General features: G+C 53.3%; 20 protein-coding genes and 1 tRNA gene. 11 read left to right on the forward strand and 10 right to left on the reverse strand.

The features are described 5' to 3' along the window. The first annotated feature begins 168 nt into the window (after positions 1–168). The 6 genes from tig to DF283_RS07145 all read left to right on the forward strand — a co-directional run bounded on the left by tig (position 169) and on the right by DF283_RS07145 (position 6555). Complete coding sequence (tig, locus tag DF283_RS07120; protein ID WP_303674044.1) at positions 169–1569, forward strand: trigger factor; 1401 nt, start codon at positions 169–171, stop codon at positions 1567–1569. Between the two features lie 111 nt (positions 1570–1680). After that, positions 1681–2310 (forward strand): ATP-dependent Clp endopeptidase proteolytic subunit ClpP, encoded by a 630-nt coding sequence (gene clpP, locus DF283_RS07125; protein WP_303674045.1) that lies wholly within the window; start codon positions 1681–1683, stop codon positions 2308–2310. An 86-nt stretch (positions 2311–2396) separates the two neighbouring features. Then, positions 2397–3704, forward strand: a complete 1308-nt coding sequence (gene clpX, locus DF283_RS07130; protein WP_443083001.1) for an ATP-dependent protease ATP-binding subunit ClpX — start codon at positions 2397–2399, stop codon at positions 3702–3704. Between the two features lie 131 nt (positions 3705–3835). Continuing rightward, positions 3836–4579 carry a WecB/TagA/CpsF family glycosyltransferase gene (locus DF283_RS07135; protein ID WP_303674047.1) on the forward strand — a complete coding sequence of 248 codons (744 nt, stop codon included), beginning with the start codon at positions 3836–3838 and terminating at the stop codon, positions 4577–4579. 81 nt (positions 4580–4660) lie between these two features. After that, a complete protein-coding gene (locus DF283_RS07140; protein ID WP_303674048.1) occupies positions 4661–5551 on the forward strand; it encodes a transketolase in 891 nt (296 codons plus the stop codon). Between the two features lie 32 nt (positions 5552–5583). Then, positions 5584–6555 (forward strand): transketolase family protein, encoded by a 972-nt coding sequence (locus DF283_RS07145; protein ID WP_303674049.1) that lies wholly within the window; start codon positions 5584–5586, stop codon positions 6553–6555. 653 nt (positions 6556–7208) lie between these two features. Here the strand turns inward: DF283_RS07145 and DF283_RS07150 are convergent. The 6 genes from DF283_RS07150 to holA all read right to left on the reverse strand — a co-directional run bounded on the left by DF283_RS07150 (position 7209) and on the right by holA (position 10876). Next, positions 7209–7292, reverse strand: a tRNA-Leu gene (locus DF283_RS07150). A gap of 98 nt (positions 7293–7390) precedes the next feature. Beyond that, entirely contained in the window at positions 7391–7576 is a 186-nt protein-coding gene (locus tag DF283_RS07155) for a Flp family type IVb pilin (RefSeq protein WP_303674050.1), read from the reverse strand. 120 nt (positions 7577–7696) lie between these two features. Beyond that, entirely contained in the window at positions 7697–7903 is a 207-nt protein-coding gene (locus DF283_RS07160; protein WP_303674051.1) for a Flp family type IVb pilin, read from the reverse strand. A gap of 298 nt (positions 7904–8201) precedes the next feature. Beyond that, a complete protein-coding gene (locus tag DF283_RS07165; protein ID WP_303674052.1) occupies positions 8202–8675 on the reverse strand; it encodes a hypothetical protein in 474 nt (157 codons plus the stop codon). 165 nt (positions 8676–8840) lie between these two features. Continuing rightward, positions 8841–9905, reverse strand: a complete 1065-nt coding sequence (locus DF283_RS07170) for a hypothetical protein (RefSeq protein ID WP_303674053.1) — start codon at positions 9903–9905, stop codon at positions 8841–8843. Positions 9906–9910: 5 nt separating this feature from the next. Further along, complete coding sequence (gene holA, locus DF283_RS07175) at positions 9911–10876, reverse strand: DNA polymerase III subunit delta (protein ID WP_303674054.1); 966 nt, start codon at positions 10874–10876, stop codon at positions 9911–9913. A gap of 497 nt (positions 10877–11373) precedes the next feature. On the opposite strand from holA, the gene DF283_RS07180 reads away from it, so the two are divergent. From DF283_RS07180 to dapA, 3 genes are all read left to right on the forward strand, one after another. Further along, entirely contained in the window at positions 11374–11838 is a 465-nt protein-coding gene (locus DF283_RS07180; RefSeq protein WP_303674055.1) for a HEAT repeat domain-containing protein, read from the forward strand. A 234-nt stretch (positions 11839–12072) separates the two neighbouring features. Further along, complete coding sequence (locus DF283_RS07185) at positions 12073–13164, forward strand: aspartate-semialdehyde dehydrogenase (RefSeq protein WP_303674056.1); 1092 nt, start codon at positions 12073–12075, stop codon at positions 13162–13164. 57 nt (positions 13165–13221) lie between these two features. Beyond that, the gene (dapA, locus tag DF283_RS07190) at positions 13222–14130 is read left to right on the forward strand and encodes a 4-hydroxy-tetrahydrodipicolinate synthase (protein WP_303674057.1); all 909 of its coding nucleotides are present in this window, start codon (positions 13222–13224) and stop codon (positions 14128–14130) included. Between the two features lie 84 nt (positions 14131–14214). Here dapA and DF283_RS07195 read toward each other — a convergent pair whose 3' ends face one another. The 3 genes from DF283_RS07195 to DF283_RS07205 all read right to left on the reverse strand — a co-directional run bounded on the left by DF283_RS07195 (position 14215) and on the right by DF283_RS07205 (position 16345). After that, entirely contained in the window at positions 14215–15111 is an 897-nt protein-coding gene (locus DF283_RS07195; protein WP_303674058.1) for an SseB family protein, read from the reverse strand. A gap of 189 nt (positions 15112–15300) precedes the next feature. Further along, positions 15301–15750 (reverse strand): hypothetical protein, encoded by a 450-nt coding sequence (locus DF283_RS07200; RefSeq protein ID WP_303674059.1) that lies wholly within the window; start codon positions 15748–15750, stop codon positions 15301–15303. A 175-nt stretch (positions 15751–15925) separates the two neighbouring features. After that, positions 15926–16345: a Crp/Fnr family transcriptional regulator gene (locus DF283_RS07205; protein ID WP_303674060.1), complete on the reverse strand. Its 420-nt coding sequence runs from the start codon at positions 16343–16345 to the stop codon at positions 15926–15928. A gap of 405 nt (positions 16346–16750) precedes the next feature. On the opposite strand from DF283_RS07205, the gene DF283_RS07210 reads away from it, so the two are divergent. After that, positions 16751–17248 (forward strand): HNH endonuclease, encoded by a 498-nt coding sequence (locus DF283_RS07210; protein ID WP_443083002.1) that lies wholly within the window; start codon positions 16751–16753, stop codon positions 17246–17248. 53 nt (positions 17249–17301) lie between these two features. On the opposite strand, the gene DF283_RS07215 is transcribed toward DF283_RS07210, so the two are convergent. Further along, the gene (locus DF283_RS07215) at positions 17302–17727 is read right to left on the reverse strand and encodes a hypothetical protein (RefSeq protein ID WP_303674062.1); all 426 of its coding nucleotides are present in this window, start codon (positions 17725–17727) and stop codon (positions 17302–17304) included. A gap of 117 nt (positions 17728–17844) precedes the next feature. On the opposite strand from DF283_RS07215, the gene DF283_RS07220 reads away from it, so the two are divergent. Next, positions 17845–18312 carry a nucleoside deaminase gene (locus DF283_RS07220; protein ID WP_303674063.1) on the forward strand — a complete coding sequence of 156 codons (468 nt, stop codon included), beginning with the start codon at positions 17845–17847 and terminating at the stop codon, positions 18310–18312. Positions 18313–18336 lie beyond the last annotated feature (24 nt).

Raw genomic sequence — 18336 nt, forward strand, 5'->3', positions numbered from 1 at the left:
GGAAAACACAAGCAAGTTGCAGAATATCAAGTTGCTAGGTAAATTGAAAAGCTCCGCATCAGAGCGTTCCGTACAAGGGGTTGGTGCAAAATCGCTGAGAGAACTGAGTCTCTTTAGCGATTTAAATGCCGTTTACAGTATTTTGAAGGAATGGGCTAAGGCAGACGCATGAAAGTAGAAGTCTTAAAAGAAGAACAAAACTTGGCGAAAATTAACCTGGAAATTCCCGCCGAGCAAGCCAACCAGGAATACAACAAGGCCTGGAAACGTCTGGGTCAGCGTCTGAATATCCCCGGTTTTCGCCGGGGCAAGGCTCCTCGTTCCATCGTGGAGAAAACCGTGGGCGTGGATCGCATTAAGCAAGAGGCCATGGATCGCCTGTTCCCCCACTTGTTTGCCGACGCCATCAGCGAGCATCAGCTGGATATCGTGGCCCCGCCTCAAATTGAAAATCTGAAATTTGACCTGGGCGAAGGCATCGCTGTGAAGGCCACCGTGGAACTTCGTCCGGAAGCCCAGTTGCCTGATTTAACCGCTCTGAAGCTGGATGTGGCCGAGTACAAGTTGCCTGCCGATGCTGAAGAAAAAGAGCTGGCCTCTATCGTAGAACGTTTGACCACGCTGGAATCTGTGGTGGATCGTCCCTCCGAGAAGACCGACATCGTAAACATCGACTTTAACGGCTCGGTGAACGGTGAGGCCATCAAGGGTGGTTCCGCTAAAAATTACCGTCTGGATTTGGCCGATAACAACTTCATCGAAGGCTTTGCCGACCAGCTGGTGGGCCACAAAATCGCTGAAGAATTCAGCATTAACGTGACCTTCCCGGAAGGCTACCACGATGCCACCCTAGCTGGTAAACCGGCTGAGTTCAAGGTGAAAATCAACGATATTTCCAAAAAAGTGGTGCCTGACCTGACCGATGAAGTGGCCAAAAAAGTGGGTCCTTTTGAAACGGTTGAGCAGATGAAGGAAGAAGTTCGCAATCTGTTGAAGCAAAGTGAAGATCAGGAAAACACCTTCCGCAAGCAAAAAGCGGTGGTGGATTACCTGTTGGAGAAGTCCACGGTTGAGATCCCCGACAGCATGGTCAATCGGGAAGCCAAGTTGCTGATGGACGAAGTGCAGCAGCGCCTGAAAAGCCAAGGCTTGTCCTGGGAAAAGTTTCTGGATTCCGAGGGGCATGAAAGCACCTGGCAGAATCTGCGCAACGAAGCCAGCAAGCGGATTAAAACCAGCCTGATCTTCGGGGCCATTGCCAAGCAGGAAGGCATGCAGGTTAATGAAGAGGAGTTCTCGGCGATGGTTAGCCAAATGGCCGCCATGCGGGGAATGGAAGAGAAGCAGGTGATGCGTCAGTTGGGCAACAACTTTGCCGCCGCTCAAGCCCTGTCCGATCAAATCCTCAGCCAGAAAATCGTGGATTATCTGGTGGAGCGGGCCGAGTTCAATTATGTCCCTGAAGAGCAGGTGGAGCAGCAGAAAGTCAGCTCTGACAAGCCTGAAGGTACTGAAGTGGCCGCCGCTATTGAAGGCGAAGAGTTTGACGTTTTAGACGCTGAAGTTTAGACTTATAAACCATAGACGATCCTTCCATCCCTTGGGAGGATCGTCTAAAATAAACTAAGGTCCAGAAAACCGAAATATCCTGTTTGTGCTGAAGTGAAAGAGGCAACACAGATGCTGTATGTACCGAACGGCGATCCTCAAGCGTATATGCCGGTTGTTATCGAGCAATCCAGTCGTGGAGAGCGTTCATTTGATATTTTTTCCCGCCTGCTGAGAGAGCGGATCATCTTCCTGGGTACGCCCATCGATGATATGGTCGCCAACCTCATTGTGGCGCAGCTGCTGTTGCTGGATTCCGAGAACCCTGAAAAAGATATTATGCTGTACATCAACAGCCCGGGCGGCTCAGTGACGGCCGGTTTTGCCATTTACGACACCATGAAGCACATTCGCGCTGATGTGGCCACCATTTGCCTGGGTCAGGCCGCGAGCATGGGCGCATTCTTGCTGTCCTCTGGTACGCCCGGCAAACGGATGGCTCTGCCCAACTCTCGCATCCTGATTCACCAGCCTTTGGGTGGCGCTCAGGGTCAGGCGACCGATATTGAAATTCAGGCTGCCGAAATCAACCGGATGAAGAAAAACCTGAACGAAATTCTGGCCAGCAATACAGGTCAGTCGATCAAGAAAATCGAACGGGATACCGACCGTGACTACATCATGTCCGCCGAAGAAGGGGTGGCTTACGGTATGGTAGACAAGGTTATTACCAAGGCCGAGGAAGCCAGCAGCAATAAATAGTATTATAATGAAGATGGAATGGTGGACTTTCGCTTCCTGCTACCCACAGGAAGGGGTTCATGCAGACTCAATCTGGAGGGCTAGACATGGCCAAGCATGAAGATAGCCGCTTAAAATGTTCTTTTTGCGGTAAAAGTCAGGATCAGGTTAAAAAACTCATTGCAGGGCCTGAAGTCTACATTTGTGATGAGTGCGTGGATCTCTGCAACGAGATTCTCGACGAGGAATTCTTTGAGGCCGAAGAGGGTGAAAAAAGCACCACTTTGCCGGAGATTTCGAAGGTGCCCAAGCCGCAGGAAATCAAGGGCTTCCTGGATGACCACATCGTGGGTCAGGAAGACGCCAAACGGGTTTTGTCCGTAGCGGTGTACAACCACTACAAGCGGGTCAACCACAACTTGTCCAACAAAGAGAAAGAGGACAAGAAGGATCTGGTGGAGATTCAGAAGAGCAATATCTTGCTGATTGGCCCCACCGGTTCCGGGAAAACCCTGCTGGCCCAGACTTTGGCCAAGTTCCTGGAAGTGCCTTTCGCCGTGGCCGACGCTACCACCCTGACCGAGGCCGGTTACGTGGGCGATGACGTTGAGAACATTCTGTTGCGCTTGTACCAGGCCGCCGATTATGACGCGGCCAAGGCAGAGCGTGGCATTGTGTACATTGACGAAATCGATAAAATTGCCCGCAAGTCCGAAAATCCCAGCATCACCCGTGATGTTTCCGGAGAAGGCGTGCAACAGGCGTTGTTGAAGATGATCGAAGGCACGGTGGCCAATGTTCCCCCGCAGGGTGGACGGAAGCATCCGCACCAGGAGTTTATCCAGATCGACACCTCCAATATCCTGTTTATTTGCGGTGGTGCGTTTATCGGGCTTGAAAAAATCGTGGAAGGCCGGATTAACTCTGGCAAGTCCGTCGGTTTCGGGGCGAGCTCTCCCAAGTCCCAGTACGAGCGTGATTTGGAAGCGGCCCGCATGATGAAGCAGCTTCAGCCGGATGACCTGATCAAATTCGGGATGATTCCCGAGTTTATCGGTCGGGTACCGGTCACTGCCGTCCTGGATCCGCTGGATGAAGCCGCTTTGGTTCGCATCCTCACCGAGCCCAAGAACGCCGTGTTCAAGCAGTACAGAGAGCTGATGGCCATGGACGACGTGGAACTGGTGTTCGCTGAAGGGGTGGCCGAGGCTATCGCCAAAGAGGCCATCAAGCGCAAAACCGGCGCCCGGGCTCTGCGGAGCATTGTGGAAGAGTTGATGCTGCCCATCATGTTTGAAGCGCCTTCCCGTGAGGATCTGAAGGTCTTTGAATTGACCACTGAAATGGTCGAGAAAAAGAACAGCGCCGAAGTGCTGATGCTTCCTGATAAAAAGCCTAAAACGGAGATTGCCTGATTCGTTCAGGTAAACCCAATCGAAAAGCGTCTGGCCCCTGTCAAGCCAGGCGCTTTTTGTGTGCGGCTCTTTTCAGGCGGGGGGAAACCCCCTACAATGGGAGATATCAGGGTTTAAAAGGTCATTTTGGAGTGGATACTCATCTCAAGGAAGCCCGGTTGTTTGATTACCCGGTGCATTTGACGGAAACGGCGGAGGCGTTGGCCTTTGCCTCATCCCGGGTAGCCCATGGGCAGACGGTGCAGGTGGTCACCCTGAACCCGGAGATGATCATGCAGGGGGAGCAAAACCCTGATCTCGGTCGCGTTCTGAAAAAGGCCGATTTGGTCTTGCCAGATGGGGCTGGTTTGGTGTGGGCCCTGCGCAAGAAGGGCTGTCAGGTCAAACGTTTGCCGGGGATTGAGTTCTCCGAGGCATTGCTGGCCTGGGCGGCGGAGACGGATCAACCGGTAGCCCTGGTGGGGGCTGCCGAGGGCGTTTTGACGCTGGCGGTTGAGAAGCTCACTGGGCGCTTTCCCGGTTTGCGCATTGTGTATCAGCACCATGGGTTTTTTAAAGCGGGTGAGGAAGAGGCGCAAATCGCCGAGCTCTGCGCTCAGGCCCAGCCCAAAGTGGTGCTGGTGGCTTTGGGAGTCCCTCGGCAGGAGTTGTGGATTGAACGCTACAAGTCCCTGTTTTCAGGGGCTATACTGGTGGGCGTGGGCGGCAGTCTGGATGTGTGGAGTGGTAAAACCCTGCGGGCCCCCGCCTGGATGCGGCGTGTGAATCTGGAGTGGCTGTACCGGATTACCAGCGAACCGTGGCGAATTCAGCGAATTTATAAAACTTTGCCAATGTTTGTAGTAAAAGTATGTTTAGCTGGGCCCAAGGCCTGACGTCCCGGTTTTAGACGATGAAGGGGCTACACGATGAGCGCTACGCTAAACCCAACACCCCCCAATGAAAGAACGGATTCCATGACTGTATCGACCAACCAAGCCCGTGTTTTACCGGCTGGCCTACCCCGCTTAACCATTCCCCAGCTGCAAAAGCTGGCCGCCAAGCTGCGAATTGACATTCTGGATATGATTTACGAGCCGCAGTCCGGGCATCCGGGCAGCTCCCTGTCTTGCATCGATTTACTGGTCAACATCTGGTTTCACTACATGGTTTGGGATCCGGCCAATGCCGACTGGAAAGAGCGGGATCGTTTCATCATGTCCAAAGGGCACGGAGCCCCTGCTTACTATGCCACGTTGATGGAGGCAGGCTACATTCCCTGGTCGGAGAAAAACACTCTGCGCAAGATTCACTCCAATCTGCAGGGCCACCCGGCTTCCAGGTACATTCAGGGCTGCGATATCTCCACCGGGTCCTTGGGACAGGGCTTGTCCTGCGGGGTGGGCATGGCCCTGGGTCTGCGGCTGGATCACATCGACAGCCGGGTCATTGTGCTGATGGGTGATGGCGAGTGTCAGGAAGGCAACGTGTGGGAGGCGGTCCTGAGTGCCGCACATCACAAAGTCAGCCGTGTCACGGCCATTGTGGATCGCAATCATCTGCAAATTGATGGCGACACCGAGAAGGTAAAGGCGCTGGGTCAGATGGCCCCCAAGTTTGCCGCCTTTGACTGGAATGTTATTGAGATTGACGGTCACGATTTCGCGCAGATTCAGGACGCTCTGGCGCAAGCGGATCGCTTTGCCGAGGAGACGGATCGGCCCACGGCCATTATTGCCAACACCGTGAAGGGCAAAGGGGTCAGCTTTATGGAAAATCAGGCGGGCTGGCACGGAAAAGCCCCCAACAAAGAGCAGTACGAGGTCGCTCGTGCTGAATTGACCGCCGCTTACGATGCCCTGTCTTAACGGGCGCTGTGATTTTAAAGGAACCATTTTCCATGACTGCCATTAATCTTGAAAAGCCGGAACTCAAGGCCCTCAGAAACCAATACGGCGAAACGTTGGCCGCTTTGGGCGCTGAAAACCCCAACATCGTGGTGCTGGACGCTGATTTGGCCTGCTCCACCCAAACCCAGAAGTTTGCCGACAAATTCCCGGAACGCTTTTTTAATCAGGGGATTTCCGAGCAGGATCTGATCAACACGGCAGCGGGGCTGTCCACCGCTGGCAAAATTCCGTTTTGCAGCACCTTTGCCCTGTTTGCCGCTGGCAAGGGCTGGGATCAAATTCGCAATACGGTTTGTTATTCGGGCTTGAACGTGAAAATTTGTCCCACCCATAGCGGGTTAAGTCTGGGCGAAGACGGGGCCAGCCACCAGTCCATTGAGGATATTGCCCTGATGCGGGTCATTCCCGGGATGACCGTCATTGTGCCATCCGACGCGGTAGAAACGGATCGGGTCATTCGCTGGGCGGCTGAGTATTATGGGCCGGTGTACGTGCGTCTGGTGCGTCCCAACTGCCCGGTGATTCATGATGACGCTTCGTACCAGCTGGATGCGGCTATGCCCCATCGCATTCGCATTGAGCGGGGAGGCGATGACATTACTCTGGTAGCCACCGGGGAAACCGTGTATCACGCCCTGCTGGCTGCCGAGCGCCTGCACAAGGATCATGGCATTCAGGTTGAAGTGCTGAACTGCCTGTTTATCAAGCCGTTTGATTCGGAAACCCTGGCCAAGAGCGCCCGCAAGACCGGCAAGGTCATTACCGTGGAAAGCCATCAGGTGATGGGTGGTTTGGCCGGTGTGGTCTGCGAAGAGTTAAGTACGCATCAGCCCACCCCGGTGCGTCGCTTGGGCACGCAGGATCGCTTTGGCCAAAGTGGCACTGGCGATGCCCTGTTTAAAGAGTACGGCATCGATTGGGAAGCCATCTACAACGAAGCAGTTTGCTGGCTGAAAAGTTAGGGTTTGCTTTTTTCCTGTTCTAAAAGCCCTTTTCTCATTAAAGAAGAGGGCTTTTATTTCATTTCAAGAGTCCGTCTTGATTGAAGAGGCCTCTGTTTTTCAGTCAATACTACCTAATCCAGAGGAAAACAGGATGAAGTTGCAATAGGTGTAGATAAACAAAGCACTTCCTATGAAAAATAAAATGGAGCTCATTATACCTTTTATAAAATACGTTTTTGGCTTGTTGAACCGGGGTAAAATCCCATGCTTTAATTTGACTCTAAGCATTATCAGGATGACAACCAAGTTTAGGATTAGAATCACTGGAACTGCAATAGGTAAGAGCGTGAGGAACAGCAGAATGCATATTGGGGGAATTAATGGAAATAGAGTTGATAAGATGCCTATTTGCATCTGCTGAATTAACGAGATGATGATGAGCGATGTAATGAGTGATAAGAGGCTTCCCCAGCCTAGGTAATTACCGATCATATTCCAGAAAAAGGCAGTATCGATCGCTTTAACAAGCAAAATTTGTTCTTTGTGGTTTGAAGAATTGTTTATGCTCATTCACTGGAGTGACCATAACATAAAAGACAAACCTAAAATCAATTCGTATACGGGTCGATTATAGGTTTGTCTTTTAACTGGGATAGGATCTGTGAATTAAATGGTGTCGAGAGAGGGACTTGAACCCTCACGGATTGCTCCACACGCCCCTCAAACGTGCGCGTCTACCATTCCGCCACCCCGACACACCGGGTAGATAAACATCATAGTGACAAGGCAATGGCATTGTCAAATGAATACTACAAACGGGCCCCTGAAAAATGAAATTTGTACGCTTTGTGCTTTAAGGTGTGGTTTTGGTATCGGCAATGGTTTGGGCAAAGGAGATCAGCCGGTCCCGAATGCTTTCACCCAGGCCGGTAATGGCGGCAATGCAGAACAGGGTAACTAACGCCAGTATCAGGGCATACTCTGGCAACGCTTGCCCCATTTTCGCGCTATGTCGGCGTTTAAGATTCAAGCTATTCATAGTTTCATCAACTTTATATTTCTGGTTCCACAGTCTGGATTCAACCGGTTGGGCTCAATCGGGTAAAAATCAGGCCAGATTGACCAGCCTGATTTCTGAGACCCGGAAGCGCGCTATTTTTTACCCGCCTGTGTTTACGTTACCGATTGTAGCGCCCAATTCTGTGAGCATTTTGGAAATACTGCCGCCCAGGGTGGTCAGGGCCATGATACAAAATACTGCAATCAGGGCCAGAATCAGACCATATTCCGCCAGGGACTGGCCTTTGCTTTTGCCATTTTTGTGGGTTGCCAGCCAAACTTGGAAAGAAATGTAATGCTTCAACATAGGCCATCATCCTTTTCTAGTGCGTGGTACCGATTACCGATTTCAGTGCTTGTATATTCATAGTATATTTTATTTATTTTGTTTTTATCACTCTGCGGGGTGATATTTTGAAATGCCTTCAGTCGTCCTTCCTGACACTACGGAGAATACCCCTGCGCAGGCAGTCAGGGTGTTTGCCGACCTGCCCACATGCTTGGTAACGGCATCACTGGGGAAAACTTTAATGTTTTTGAAGAAATTCGCCCACTTTCTTAACGAAAATGGGCGAATGTGGCTGTGGAGTGTGTGTGGTGGAATCTTATTGAATTTTTTTCAATCCGGCCTGCAGTACCCGTGCTGGCGTGGTCAGGCAGTCCGTAAATCCTTTGACCAGGGTCTTGCGGCAATCGTGAAAGACCACCCAGCTTTGTTGCACGAGTTGCTGGTTACGAGCCCGCTTAAAGGTCACAATAGCCAGACTGGCGGTCAGCATTCCCACCACGCCGATGCAAATTTGCAGCGGGCCACGAATGAGGGCTTCCAGCATCCGGGATTGCCGGGTGGCCTGGGCCGGTTTGGCAGCCGGTTGGACGCCAGCCGCCGGGTGCGGGGTCAGGTTTAAAGGCGCCGTAAAGCCATGGCTGACGGGGCTCATCACGTTTCCCTGAGGGTTATATAGTTTGTTCATGTTGGCGGTTTCAATGGCCCGAATCAGTTCGGCTTCGTTGCCACCATCAAAACGGCGTTTTGCGTACTTTAAAACCAAAGCGGATTTTTGCTGACGTTGTTCCATCCCTAAACACTCCTATTGTCGATCCCTATGCCAAACGATGTTTGTGTCCCTATCCCATATAAGACGATTGTTTGTTCACCCAACCGATGCCTTCCACTTGCATAAACGAATTTGATTGTTTTTTTGTGTCAGAAGTGTAAACGATTTTTAAAATTAACCTGCTTGTCAGGGGAGGGGGGCTGATTTCAGCTGCTTGCTCAGTTCAATAAACAGGTTTAACAGGCTGGCGTTTTCATTGGCTTTGGCTTCCACAAGGCCAATGGTCTTTTCCAGCGTTTGCTGCAGGATGCGGTAGCTGGCAAAACGGGCCGTATCCACCGGAGCGGTGACAAACCTTTGTCGTAAAAACTGCTGAAATCCGCTGAGGGCTTGAGAGGTGCTAAGGCCTTGCTCTTCTATAAAAACAGCCTGAAATTCGGCCATCAGCTGATAAATGTCGCCTTTGCGTTGCAGATGCTTGCCCAGTTTCTCATAAAAATCCGCAAAGGCCGCAAGGCTGATGTCTTCCTGAACGGGGTCTTGCGGGGCTTGGCAGGGTACCACTTGGCAACGGGACACAATGGTGTCCAATAGTTGTTCCTCGGTTTCCGTCAAAAACAGAAACAGGGTCTTGGGCGGCGGTTCTTCCAGCGTTTTCAGGAACTTGTTGATGGCATAGGGATGGAAAGCTGAGTGGTCCAGCGGGCGCACGTGGAAGCTTTTTTCGGCGTTGGCCTCGATACACTGCCATTCATAGGGCGGCGGCACCGGGCTGGGCTGGCTGGCCGGGCGTTCTTCCACATCGGTAAAAATAACCACCCGACAGGCTTCCGATGACACCCCCAAGTGATGAATCAGCTGCCCGATTTGAGCGGTCTTGATCTGGGTGGGGGCACTGGCTTTTTTGGCTTGTTTTTCCAGCTCCTCAGGGGGCATTAACTCCCCTTTTTCATTGACCTGATAGGTCAACCGGGACACCGTCACGACTGTTGGATGAGCGTTTTGGCTGATCCAGCGGCAATCCTTGCACTGTCCGCAGGAAAGCGATGGCAGGGTTGACGGGGCTTCAGTGCCGACCGGCTGCTGAGGCGGATTGCTGCAGTTGAGGGCCTGCGCGATGCTGAGGGCCAGCTGGTACAGGGTGCTGGTGTTTTTTCCTTTGAGGACGTAGCCGTGGGCCAGCGTTCCGCCGGTAATGGCCGCCGTAAAAAATTGCTCGGCGATATTAGAGACTGGTGCGGTGGCGTGCATGGCGGTCAGCATCCCATTAACAGTTCAAGGGCCAGCTTTGGATTGAGCCCCCCGGTCTTGGCCTGAGCTTCTAGTTCCAGCAGCTTGCCGCGCAGAGTTTCCATTCGGCTGAAGGGCACTTGCCGGTACTCCTGCAAATCCTTCTGGATTTTGTAGGGGTGCTTCTTGGTGATTTCGGCAATCTGGTTCTCACTCAGGCCTTTTTGCTGCCAGTATCGCAACTGAAAGAGGTTCCCCAGCCAGGTGTGAATGTGCCCGAACAACTGTACCGGATGCTGTCTCAGCAACAGTTCATCCAGGGTGTGAAAAACCTCGGCCCGGTTGCGCCCTTTGAGCCAATCGGCCAGCATGCGGAACGTGTTTTCGTTGTGGCTGGACAGCAAGGCCACGTCCTGCGTGGTAATGGCCCGGTTGGCCGCGTAGACGGACAGCTTTTGCACCTCGGTCATCAAGGGCTGCATACTCACCCCCATGTGTTCCACCAGCAGGGCCGCCGCTTTGGGTTCAATTATTATGCCCTGCCGCTTGGCCTCTTGCACCACCCGCTGGATGGCTTCGTCCGTTTGGTAAAAGGCCAGGATTTTGTATTCTTTCCAATCCACCTTGAGGGTCTTGTGACCCGTCAGCCACTTGGGAAATTTAATGCTGCGGTTGATTTTGCCGCTAACAAACAGGATGTGCTTGCTTTCATCGTGATTCTCCAGCAGGGCCATCAGTTCGGCCAGTTGCTTTTCATCGGGGCCACTGGCGGCCTTGCTCAGAAAGGCGAAATCCCGGATTTCGATGAGGGTTTGCCCGCCCAGATTAAAGCAGACCGCCCCCACGGCCTCCAGAACCGCTCCAATGGAGGGGTTCTCCAGCAGCTTGTGTCCGAGACTTCCCATTTGCGGATTAATGACCCGGGCACGCAAGGCCTTGACCGCCTGGGCCATTAAATATTCCTCATCACCGTAATACAGGGAAATGCTCATAAGAGAAGAATGACGACTCTGGGTCAGGGTGTCCAATACGGCACCGGGGGAACCACAGGCTAAAGATGGCCTGTTACCTGTCCATCTTAGTCTTGTTGCTGTCCGCTTTCAAATGGAATTTTGCGGTTGTTGGCGGAGTCATCGAGCGGTTCGGTGATTTGGGGTAAACGAGGCCCCTGTACAGATAAAGAACATGTAAAGAATCTCTAAAAAAACCGTTAAGGATATGTCAGGCTTTTATGGCCCTGGACGTAAAGATTTCATTCAGTCTGAAGGTTTGTAAAGGACGGGTGGCGACTTAAAAGCCTTTGGTTTCAGGGTTTTTCAGAATAGGGGCGTACCCCGTTCTTTATTTGGGTTTAACCTCAGGTAAAGAAAATATTTTTTTTGCCTCTAAATAGGGTGTGGATCGACTCTGGGTGAAATTGCCCCCCCTTGGAAAATCGGTTATAAATCTGTTAATCCGAAACGCGATGGACGTGGAGAGTAGCCAGCCAATGACAACGTCACCAATCAGCCTTGAAACCATCAAATTCCACCTGATCTGGAATAAGGATTTCAGTTTTAACCGTGAAAACCAGACCGTCTCTCTGGAAGAGCTGGTTGAGTTTTTGATTGAGTCCCTAGAGGACGCTGACAAGCAAACCGCCAACAAGGCCGAAAATTTACTGACCCGCATTGGCAAGCCTGCCATTCCTTTTCTGGTTCGCGGGCTCCGCTCCGGGCACAACCGGGTGCGCTCCACTTGCGCCATGGTGCTGGTGCGCATTGGTCAGCCTGCCGTGGCCAGTGTTCAGGATTTCTATGTGCGCAACGCGTCCCGTCCCAAGTTGCGCTGGATTGCCGAATTCATTCTGAGTGAGCTGGGCAGACAGATTCCCCCGGTGGATGCCCGGGAACTGGAAGCCAATCGCCAGGATATGGGTCGTAAAGTGCTTCAGTTCGCCAAAGCGGCTGGTTAAGGTTTCAAAAAATTTCTCTAACAATAACGACTTTCTAGCAAAAATTCCCCTTTTCAATCAAAAGGGGCTTTTTTTTAGGGAAAGCCTCTTTTACAAGGGCATCGGGAAGCGGGCGTTTTTGGAAGGGGCTGTAAGGCGGCTGGGCGAGTCCTGCTGACTCGGCGGCGCTCTTTCGTTTATAATGAGACCGTCTTAACTCACGCAGCGCGTGTGCTGCCCACAGGAGATTACCCCATGACTGCCCCCGCGCAATCCACCGGTTACACTGTTGCCATTTTGGGAGCCACCGGCCTGGTGGGAACACAACTGATGCAAATTCTGGAGGAGCGGCAGTTCCCGGTAAAGACCCTGAAGCCTTTGGCCAGTCAGCGTACCGCAGGCACCACAGTGACTTTTCAGGGGCAGGACTGGCTGGTGGAAGAAGCCACCCCGGAAGCCTTTGAAGGGGTGGATATCGTACTGGCCTCCGCCGGCGGTTCGGTCAGCCAGGCGCTGGTGCCGGAAGCGGTGAAGCGGGGCTGTGTGGTGATTGATAACACCAGTTGCTTCCGGTTGACCGAGGGGGTGCCCTTGGTGGTGGCAGGGGTGAACGATGCCGATATTGAGCATCACCAAGGCATTATAGCCAATCCCAATTGCTCCACGGCCCAGTTAATGCCCGTATTTAAAGCGCTGGATGACGCCTTTGGACTGGAGCGGGTCATTGTCAGTACCTATCAATCCGTCAGTGGCGCTGGCAAAGAGGGTATGGACGAGCTGCTTAACACCACCCGCAGCGTGTTCAAAATGATGGGAGAGTCTGAGATTCCGGCTCCCACGGAGACTGAGTTTAAGGTGTTCGCCCGGCCCATTGCCTTTAATCTGGTGGCCCAGATTGATCAGTTCGTGGAAGGCGGCGTGGAAGACGGCTACACCAAGGAAGAGACCAAGGTCATTCATGAGAGCCGCAAGATTTTACACAAACCCGATCTCAAGGTGACTTGCACGGCGGTGCGGGTGCCGGTTATGGTCGGTCACAGCGAGTCCGTGACGCTGGAGTTCAAGAAGCCGGTGTCTCCCGATGCGGCCATGGCTATTCTGGAGGGGACTCCCGATGTGGTGGTGGCCCGCGATCCCAAGGCGTTTCCCACCCCGGTGGAGGCCACGGGTCAAGATCCCGTCTATGTGGGTCGCATCCGTCGGGACACTTCCAATCCGGAAAACGGACTGAACCTGTGGATTGTGGCTGATAACCTGCGCATTGGGGCGGCCCTGAACGCCGTGCGTCTGGCGGAAGTATTGGTGAAACATAACTGGTTGAAGCCCAGGCAGCCTGCCGGGGTGTAATCTATCCCGGTTTCTGGTTGAGATTCTTCTGTCGCGTTTAATAGAAAGGTCATTGCCATGCCCCACTTACAGGCCGAGTTGATTCCCGCCATGGTCACTCCCTTCCACCGGGATGAGTCCATTGACTTTGAAAAAGCCGAGCAATTGGCCGTGTATCTGGCCGAGAATGGCTGCGATGGCATTCTGGTAAACGGCACCACCGGGGAATCTCCCACCCTCAGCTTTGAAGAGAAACTGGAACTGCTGAAGGTGGTAAAAAGCGCCGTGCGGGGACGCAACGTGCAAATTGTGGCCGGGGTGGGCTCCAACGATACGGCCAAAAGCGTGGAAGAGGCTCGTAAGGTAGCCGCGTTGGGCGTCGATGCCCTGCTGGTGGTGGTGCCGTACTACAATAAGCCCTCTCAGGCGGGCATGATTGAGCATTTTCGCCGGGTGGCCCAGGCCGTGGACACCGAAGTGGTGGTTTACAACATCCCCAGCCGTTCCGTGGTGCTGATGAGTCCGGATACCATGGCCACCTTGCACCAGCAATGCCCCAACATTATGGGGGTCAAACAAAGCCACCCGGACATGGATCAGGTCAGTGAGATTACGGCCAAGTTACCTGCCGATACCTGGCGTACCTGGTGTGGCGATGATACCCTGACCCTGCCCATGATGGCCTGCGGGGCCCATGGCACCTTCAGTGTGCTGGCCCACCTGACCGGGCCCCTGCTGCGGGAGATGATTCAGGCGGTGAAGGCTCAGGAGATGTCCCGGGCCCTGAAATTGCACTTGAAGCAGCTCAATCTGGGGCGGGAAATCTTCTTTTTGCCCAATCCCACCGTCATTAAAACCTGTCTGGCCCGCTTGGGAATGCTGGAGCCGGTGTTGCGGGCGCCCATGGTTTTGCCGGATGAAGCGGAAATGGCCCGCATCGAACAATTGCTGGCCGAGTACAAAAGCCTGATGCCCCAGTCGGTTTGAGACGGACTGGTTGAAATAAAAAGCGGCACAGCCCGTGGAGGGCATAAACTGGGGGTGCTGTCTGCCATTCGGTATGCGGGTGGTTTAACCGGCTTGGGAAGGAAGCTGCTGGTAAACCGGCGGCGCCAGTTCCATTAAATGTGTTTCCAGACTGGGTGCCTCATTCAGCAGAAAGACGTTCACGATGTCCCGCTTTTCCAGCATTTCATACAAAACGGCCTGCAGGTTGGGCCACAGTTCCTGTTCCCACAGAAGGGCCTGCTCCGGTGGCATTTGAATGGCCAGCGCCGGTTGCAGGGGGCCCTGATGAAAGGCGATGCTGAACAGGTAAACCCGTTCAATCAGGCTATCATGGTGCTTGAACAATTCTTGCAGGCGGCTTAGCAGGGGTACGGAAAAGTCCGGGCACAATCCCAGGCGCATGGGGGTTTGCTGGGCAATGACCACTTCTCCGGGTTTCTTGTTGCCCACGGGATCGCCCTGACCGGGGCCGGGTGGGGGAATCAGGCCTTCGGCCAGATAGCTGAAGGTGTGGAAGGGGATTTCGCAGCCATAGGGCCCACCCACATTGATGACCACATAATCCAGCTGGGCTTGCAGGGCAAAGCCGCATAGGGTTTCAAACGGCAGCACCAGGTAGTTGATTGGTTCATCCGTCCACAGGCTGATATGATCCTCATGGGTAAACAGGGGGAGACACCGCTCTCCCGATGGGTTTTCCAGACTCATCAGGGGGAGTTGATGGTTCGCGCTGAGGTGGCTGGGGACTGGCAGCAAGAGATCGCAATTCAGCAGGGTTTCATAGAAGCTGGCCTGGATGGGGTAGCAGGCCGACTCGGGCAGGTGTTCCATCTGTTTGACCAGCCTGGCCAGTTGAGAGTCATCCAGCAGTTTGGGCGGGCCACTGGCTTGTGGCAGGCCCGCGGGCGGGGCGACCCGTTGTGCCCGGTTGGGAAAGGGAAAGTCGGGTTGATTTTGCATTGAATAAAGTCCCGAGTTAATAGGCGGCGTATAATCGGGATCTTCGGCCAAAGCGCGGAATACTTTAAACAAATTCCGCCTGAATTCGTAAAACCAAAAAGAAACCCCGCAGGATAGGACTTGCGGGGATGATTATTGTGTATTGCGAAAGTTAGTACTTCAGGAAGGCATTATCAGGTTAAATTTAAATTAAAAATGGTTCAGGACGCCCAACCCGGTGCCAATGGCGCCACCGACCAGAGCCCCCTGGCCCAGTCTTTTGCCGGTGGCCGCGGAAACACCGGTTCCGGCCAAGGCCCCGTAGGCCGCGGTTTTAGCAATGGGGTGTCTCTGCATGGTACGGCTGTAGCGAACCGCTTGCGTGCCTGCGCCAATCCCAGCACCCACCAGGGCCGTTTTGCCCACCGGACGATCCATCAACAGGCCTGCGCCCGCTCCGATTCCGGCGCCAACGACACCCCCTTTGATAATTTTTCCGGTTTGATAGTCCACCCAGCCATTCCGGCGGGCGTCGTAATAACCGTGGTGCCGGCCATGATTGTGATGACGCTTGGCTTCAGCGCTGGAAAAAGGCGCTACCACACCGGATAGCAGCAAGGCACAACCAAGAAAAACGCTTAGGGCGCCATATCGTTTCATGCTCAACGTCCTTTCCAAGTCATCGGTTTGATTAGCTAGCATCTTACCAATGGCGGCTGGGGTCAGGCATCAGACTGTGGACTCATTTTCAGTCCCCCTCCGTGGAGGGATTGACAGAAGGGCTTCGGTAACCGCAGTGCAGGCTGGTTGTTCTCGCTGCTGGGTGACCCCGCTTTTAATGGCCGTCCACGATTTTTAACGTGCCATCGGGCAGTTCCACAATCATTTTTTCCTTGAACAGGCTGGCAAAATTGTTGGTGGTATTGCGCAGGCGGCTGTTGAAGGCTCTTAGCATCTCCCGCACTTCCGAAGGGGTACTCAGTAGTTCTGACTGGATTTCTTCCTCAAAATAAACTTCTACCCGTATGTCGGTGGCGGCCACCACGGTGGCCGAGCGGGAGCCTTTGCCGTCAAACAGGTACATTTCCCCAAAAATTTCCCCTGTGCCCAGCTTGGCAATGGGGATGGTTTTGCCTTGCTCGCTTCGTTTGCAAATCAGGACTTCACCGGAAACGATTCGGTAAATCCGATCGCCCTTGGTGCCTTCGGGGAAAATGACTTCCCCCCTGCCAAAATGTTGAACGACTTTGTCCATGGGTCTGCTCGCCATCTGAATATGGGTTAGTGCTGATGCGTTTTTGGACTCACTTTATTATACGGGTCATTGTTCAGCGGATATGGTTTTTGTCTTCGGAAAAGCCGGGCATTCCTGAAGGCTGACGGTAGCAGAACGTGATAAAAGTTAACGATCCGGGGAAGGGGAATCAGCGTTTGACAATCGGGCTTTGAAATGGGTGATTGACACTGCGGGCTTGGCCTGTATTAATTGTGTTTGGAAATATACTTTTTCGAGTGAGGAAACGCTAAAAATCGGGTTAGAAAGTAAAGCTATGTAACTATTCTTTACTTTTTGAAGCGAAAAAATCTGGACATTTCCGCAGATGAGGCATAAGATTGTTTATATAAGGGTGATAGCTGAGGGTCTACTTGAGTGAGCAAGGTGCTGCTTTTGAACTCATCCTATGAGCCGCTGCACGTGTGCAGTTGGAAGCGAGCCATCATTCTCCTGATTAAAGGCAAAGCGGAAGCCGTGGAACGAAATGGCAAAACCGTGGGGAACGGTATGGCCTTGCCGCTGGTGATTCGGTTGCTGTATTACGTTAAAATTCCGCACAAGGACATTCCCCTGACCCGCCGCAACATTATGCACCGGGACAATTACACCTGCCAGTACTGCGGTAAAAAGAACGATTTGACCATTGATCACGTGATTCCCCGTTCCCGAGGGGGGAAAGACACCTGGGACAATGTGACCGTAGCTTGCCTGCGCTGTAACGTCAGCAAGGGCAGCCGTACCCCCAAAGAAGCCGGATACGAGTTGGCCAGCAAGCCCTGTCGACCCTTTAATTTCATCCACTTTGAGCTGTCCAAGCAGAACAACCACGTGAGCCGACGGGATTACGAGCGTTGGCGCAAGTATTTATACGAATACGATTAGGCGCTGCGGGCGAGTGTCAATGCCGCCCGGTTCAATGGCTTTACCGACTGGTTTTAAATCCGGGCGTTCAGGCGATAATCCTGAGTGGGCAGCCCGTTGCGGAAGTAGGTGTTTTTGGGGCGTTGGGCATGGCCTTGCTCCGTGCTGTTCCTGGTGATCTGGCGAATGCCGATGGGGCGATCGGGCGGGGCTTCCTCGCTGATCAGGAACCACAGCTTCTGGGTCAGTTGGCCGAAAAAGCCGGGCTTTTTCTGAAAATCCGAATCGGACAAGGGCTCCAAAGGGGGAGGGGCCATCAGCACCGGGGTGTAATACATCGGCTGCCCTGCGGGCGCATGGGGAGGGGCCACTTGTGATTGCGGTTGATCTGCCATATTCGGATCTGACGCAGGTGCTTTGGATTGCTGACTGCTCCGCTTTGGGGGGAGTTGACCACCAGCACCCAGAAACCGATTGTTGAACGAGTTATTGGTCTGCATCCTGGCCTTACCTCACTAATTCCGTTACTCACTCACGGGGAACCCATCTATACCAATGGTAATGATTGTGGTCATTTTGGCAAGCCAAGCCGGGTTATTCGGCGTAAAATCATCTATATGAACGAGACCCGAGCAAATCACCAGACCTGGATGCGGCAAGCCTTGACCGTGGCTGAACAGGCCTTGCCACTGGATGTGCCGGTGGGGGCGGTGTTGTTGCATCAGGGGCAAGTGTTGGCCCAGGCCTATAATCGCCGAGAATTAGATTGTGACCCGGTGGGCCATGCCGAAATACTGGCCTTGCGAGCGGCGGCTCAAAGGCTGGAACGCTGGCGGCTGACGGAAACCATTCTGTATGTGACCTTGGAGCCCTGCCCCATGTGCGCGGCGGCCATTCAGCAGGCCCGGGTGCAGCAGGTCATTTTTGGGGCCTACGATCCCCTCATGGGCGCTTGTGGCTCCCGCTACGATATTCTTCCCCCCACAGGCCCGTTGCCGGTGCTGGGAGGCATTCTGGAGCAGGAATGCTCAGGCTTGCTCAAGGCTTTTTTTCAGGAAAAGCGAGAAAAGCCGGAGCCGCTGTGAGAGTGGTTTTATCGCACCAAAAGG

The organism is Vampirovibrio chlorellavorus, from assembly GCF_003149375.1.
Classification (GTDB): domain Bacteria; phylum Cyanobacteriota; class Vampirovibrionia; order Vampirovibrionales; family Vampirovibrionaceae; genus Vampirovibrio; species Vampirovibrio chlorellavorus_B.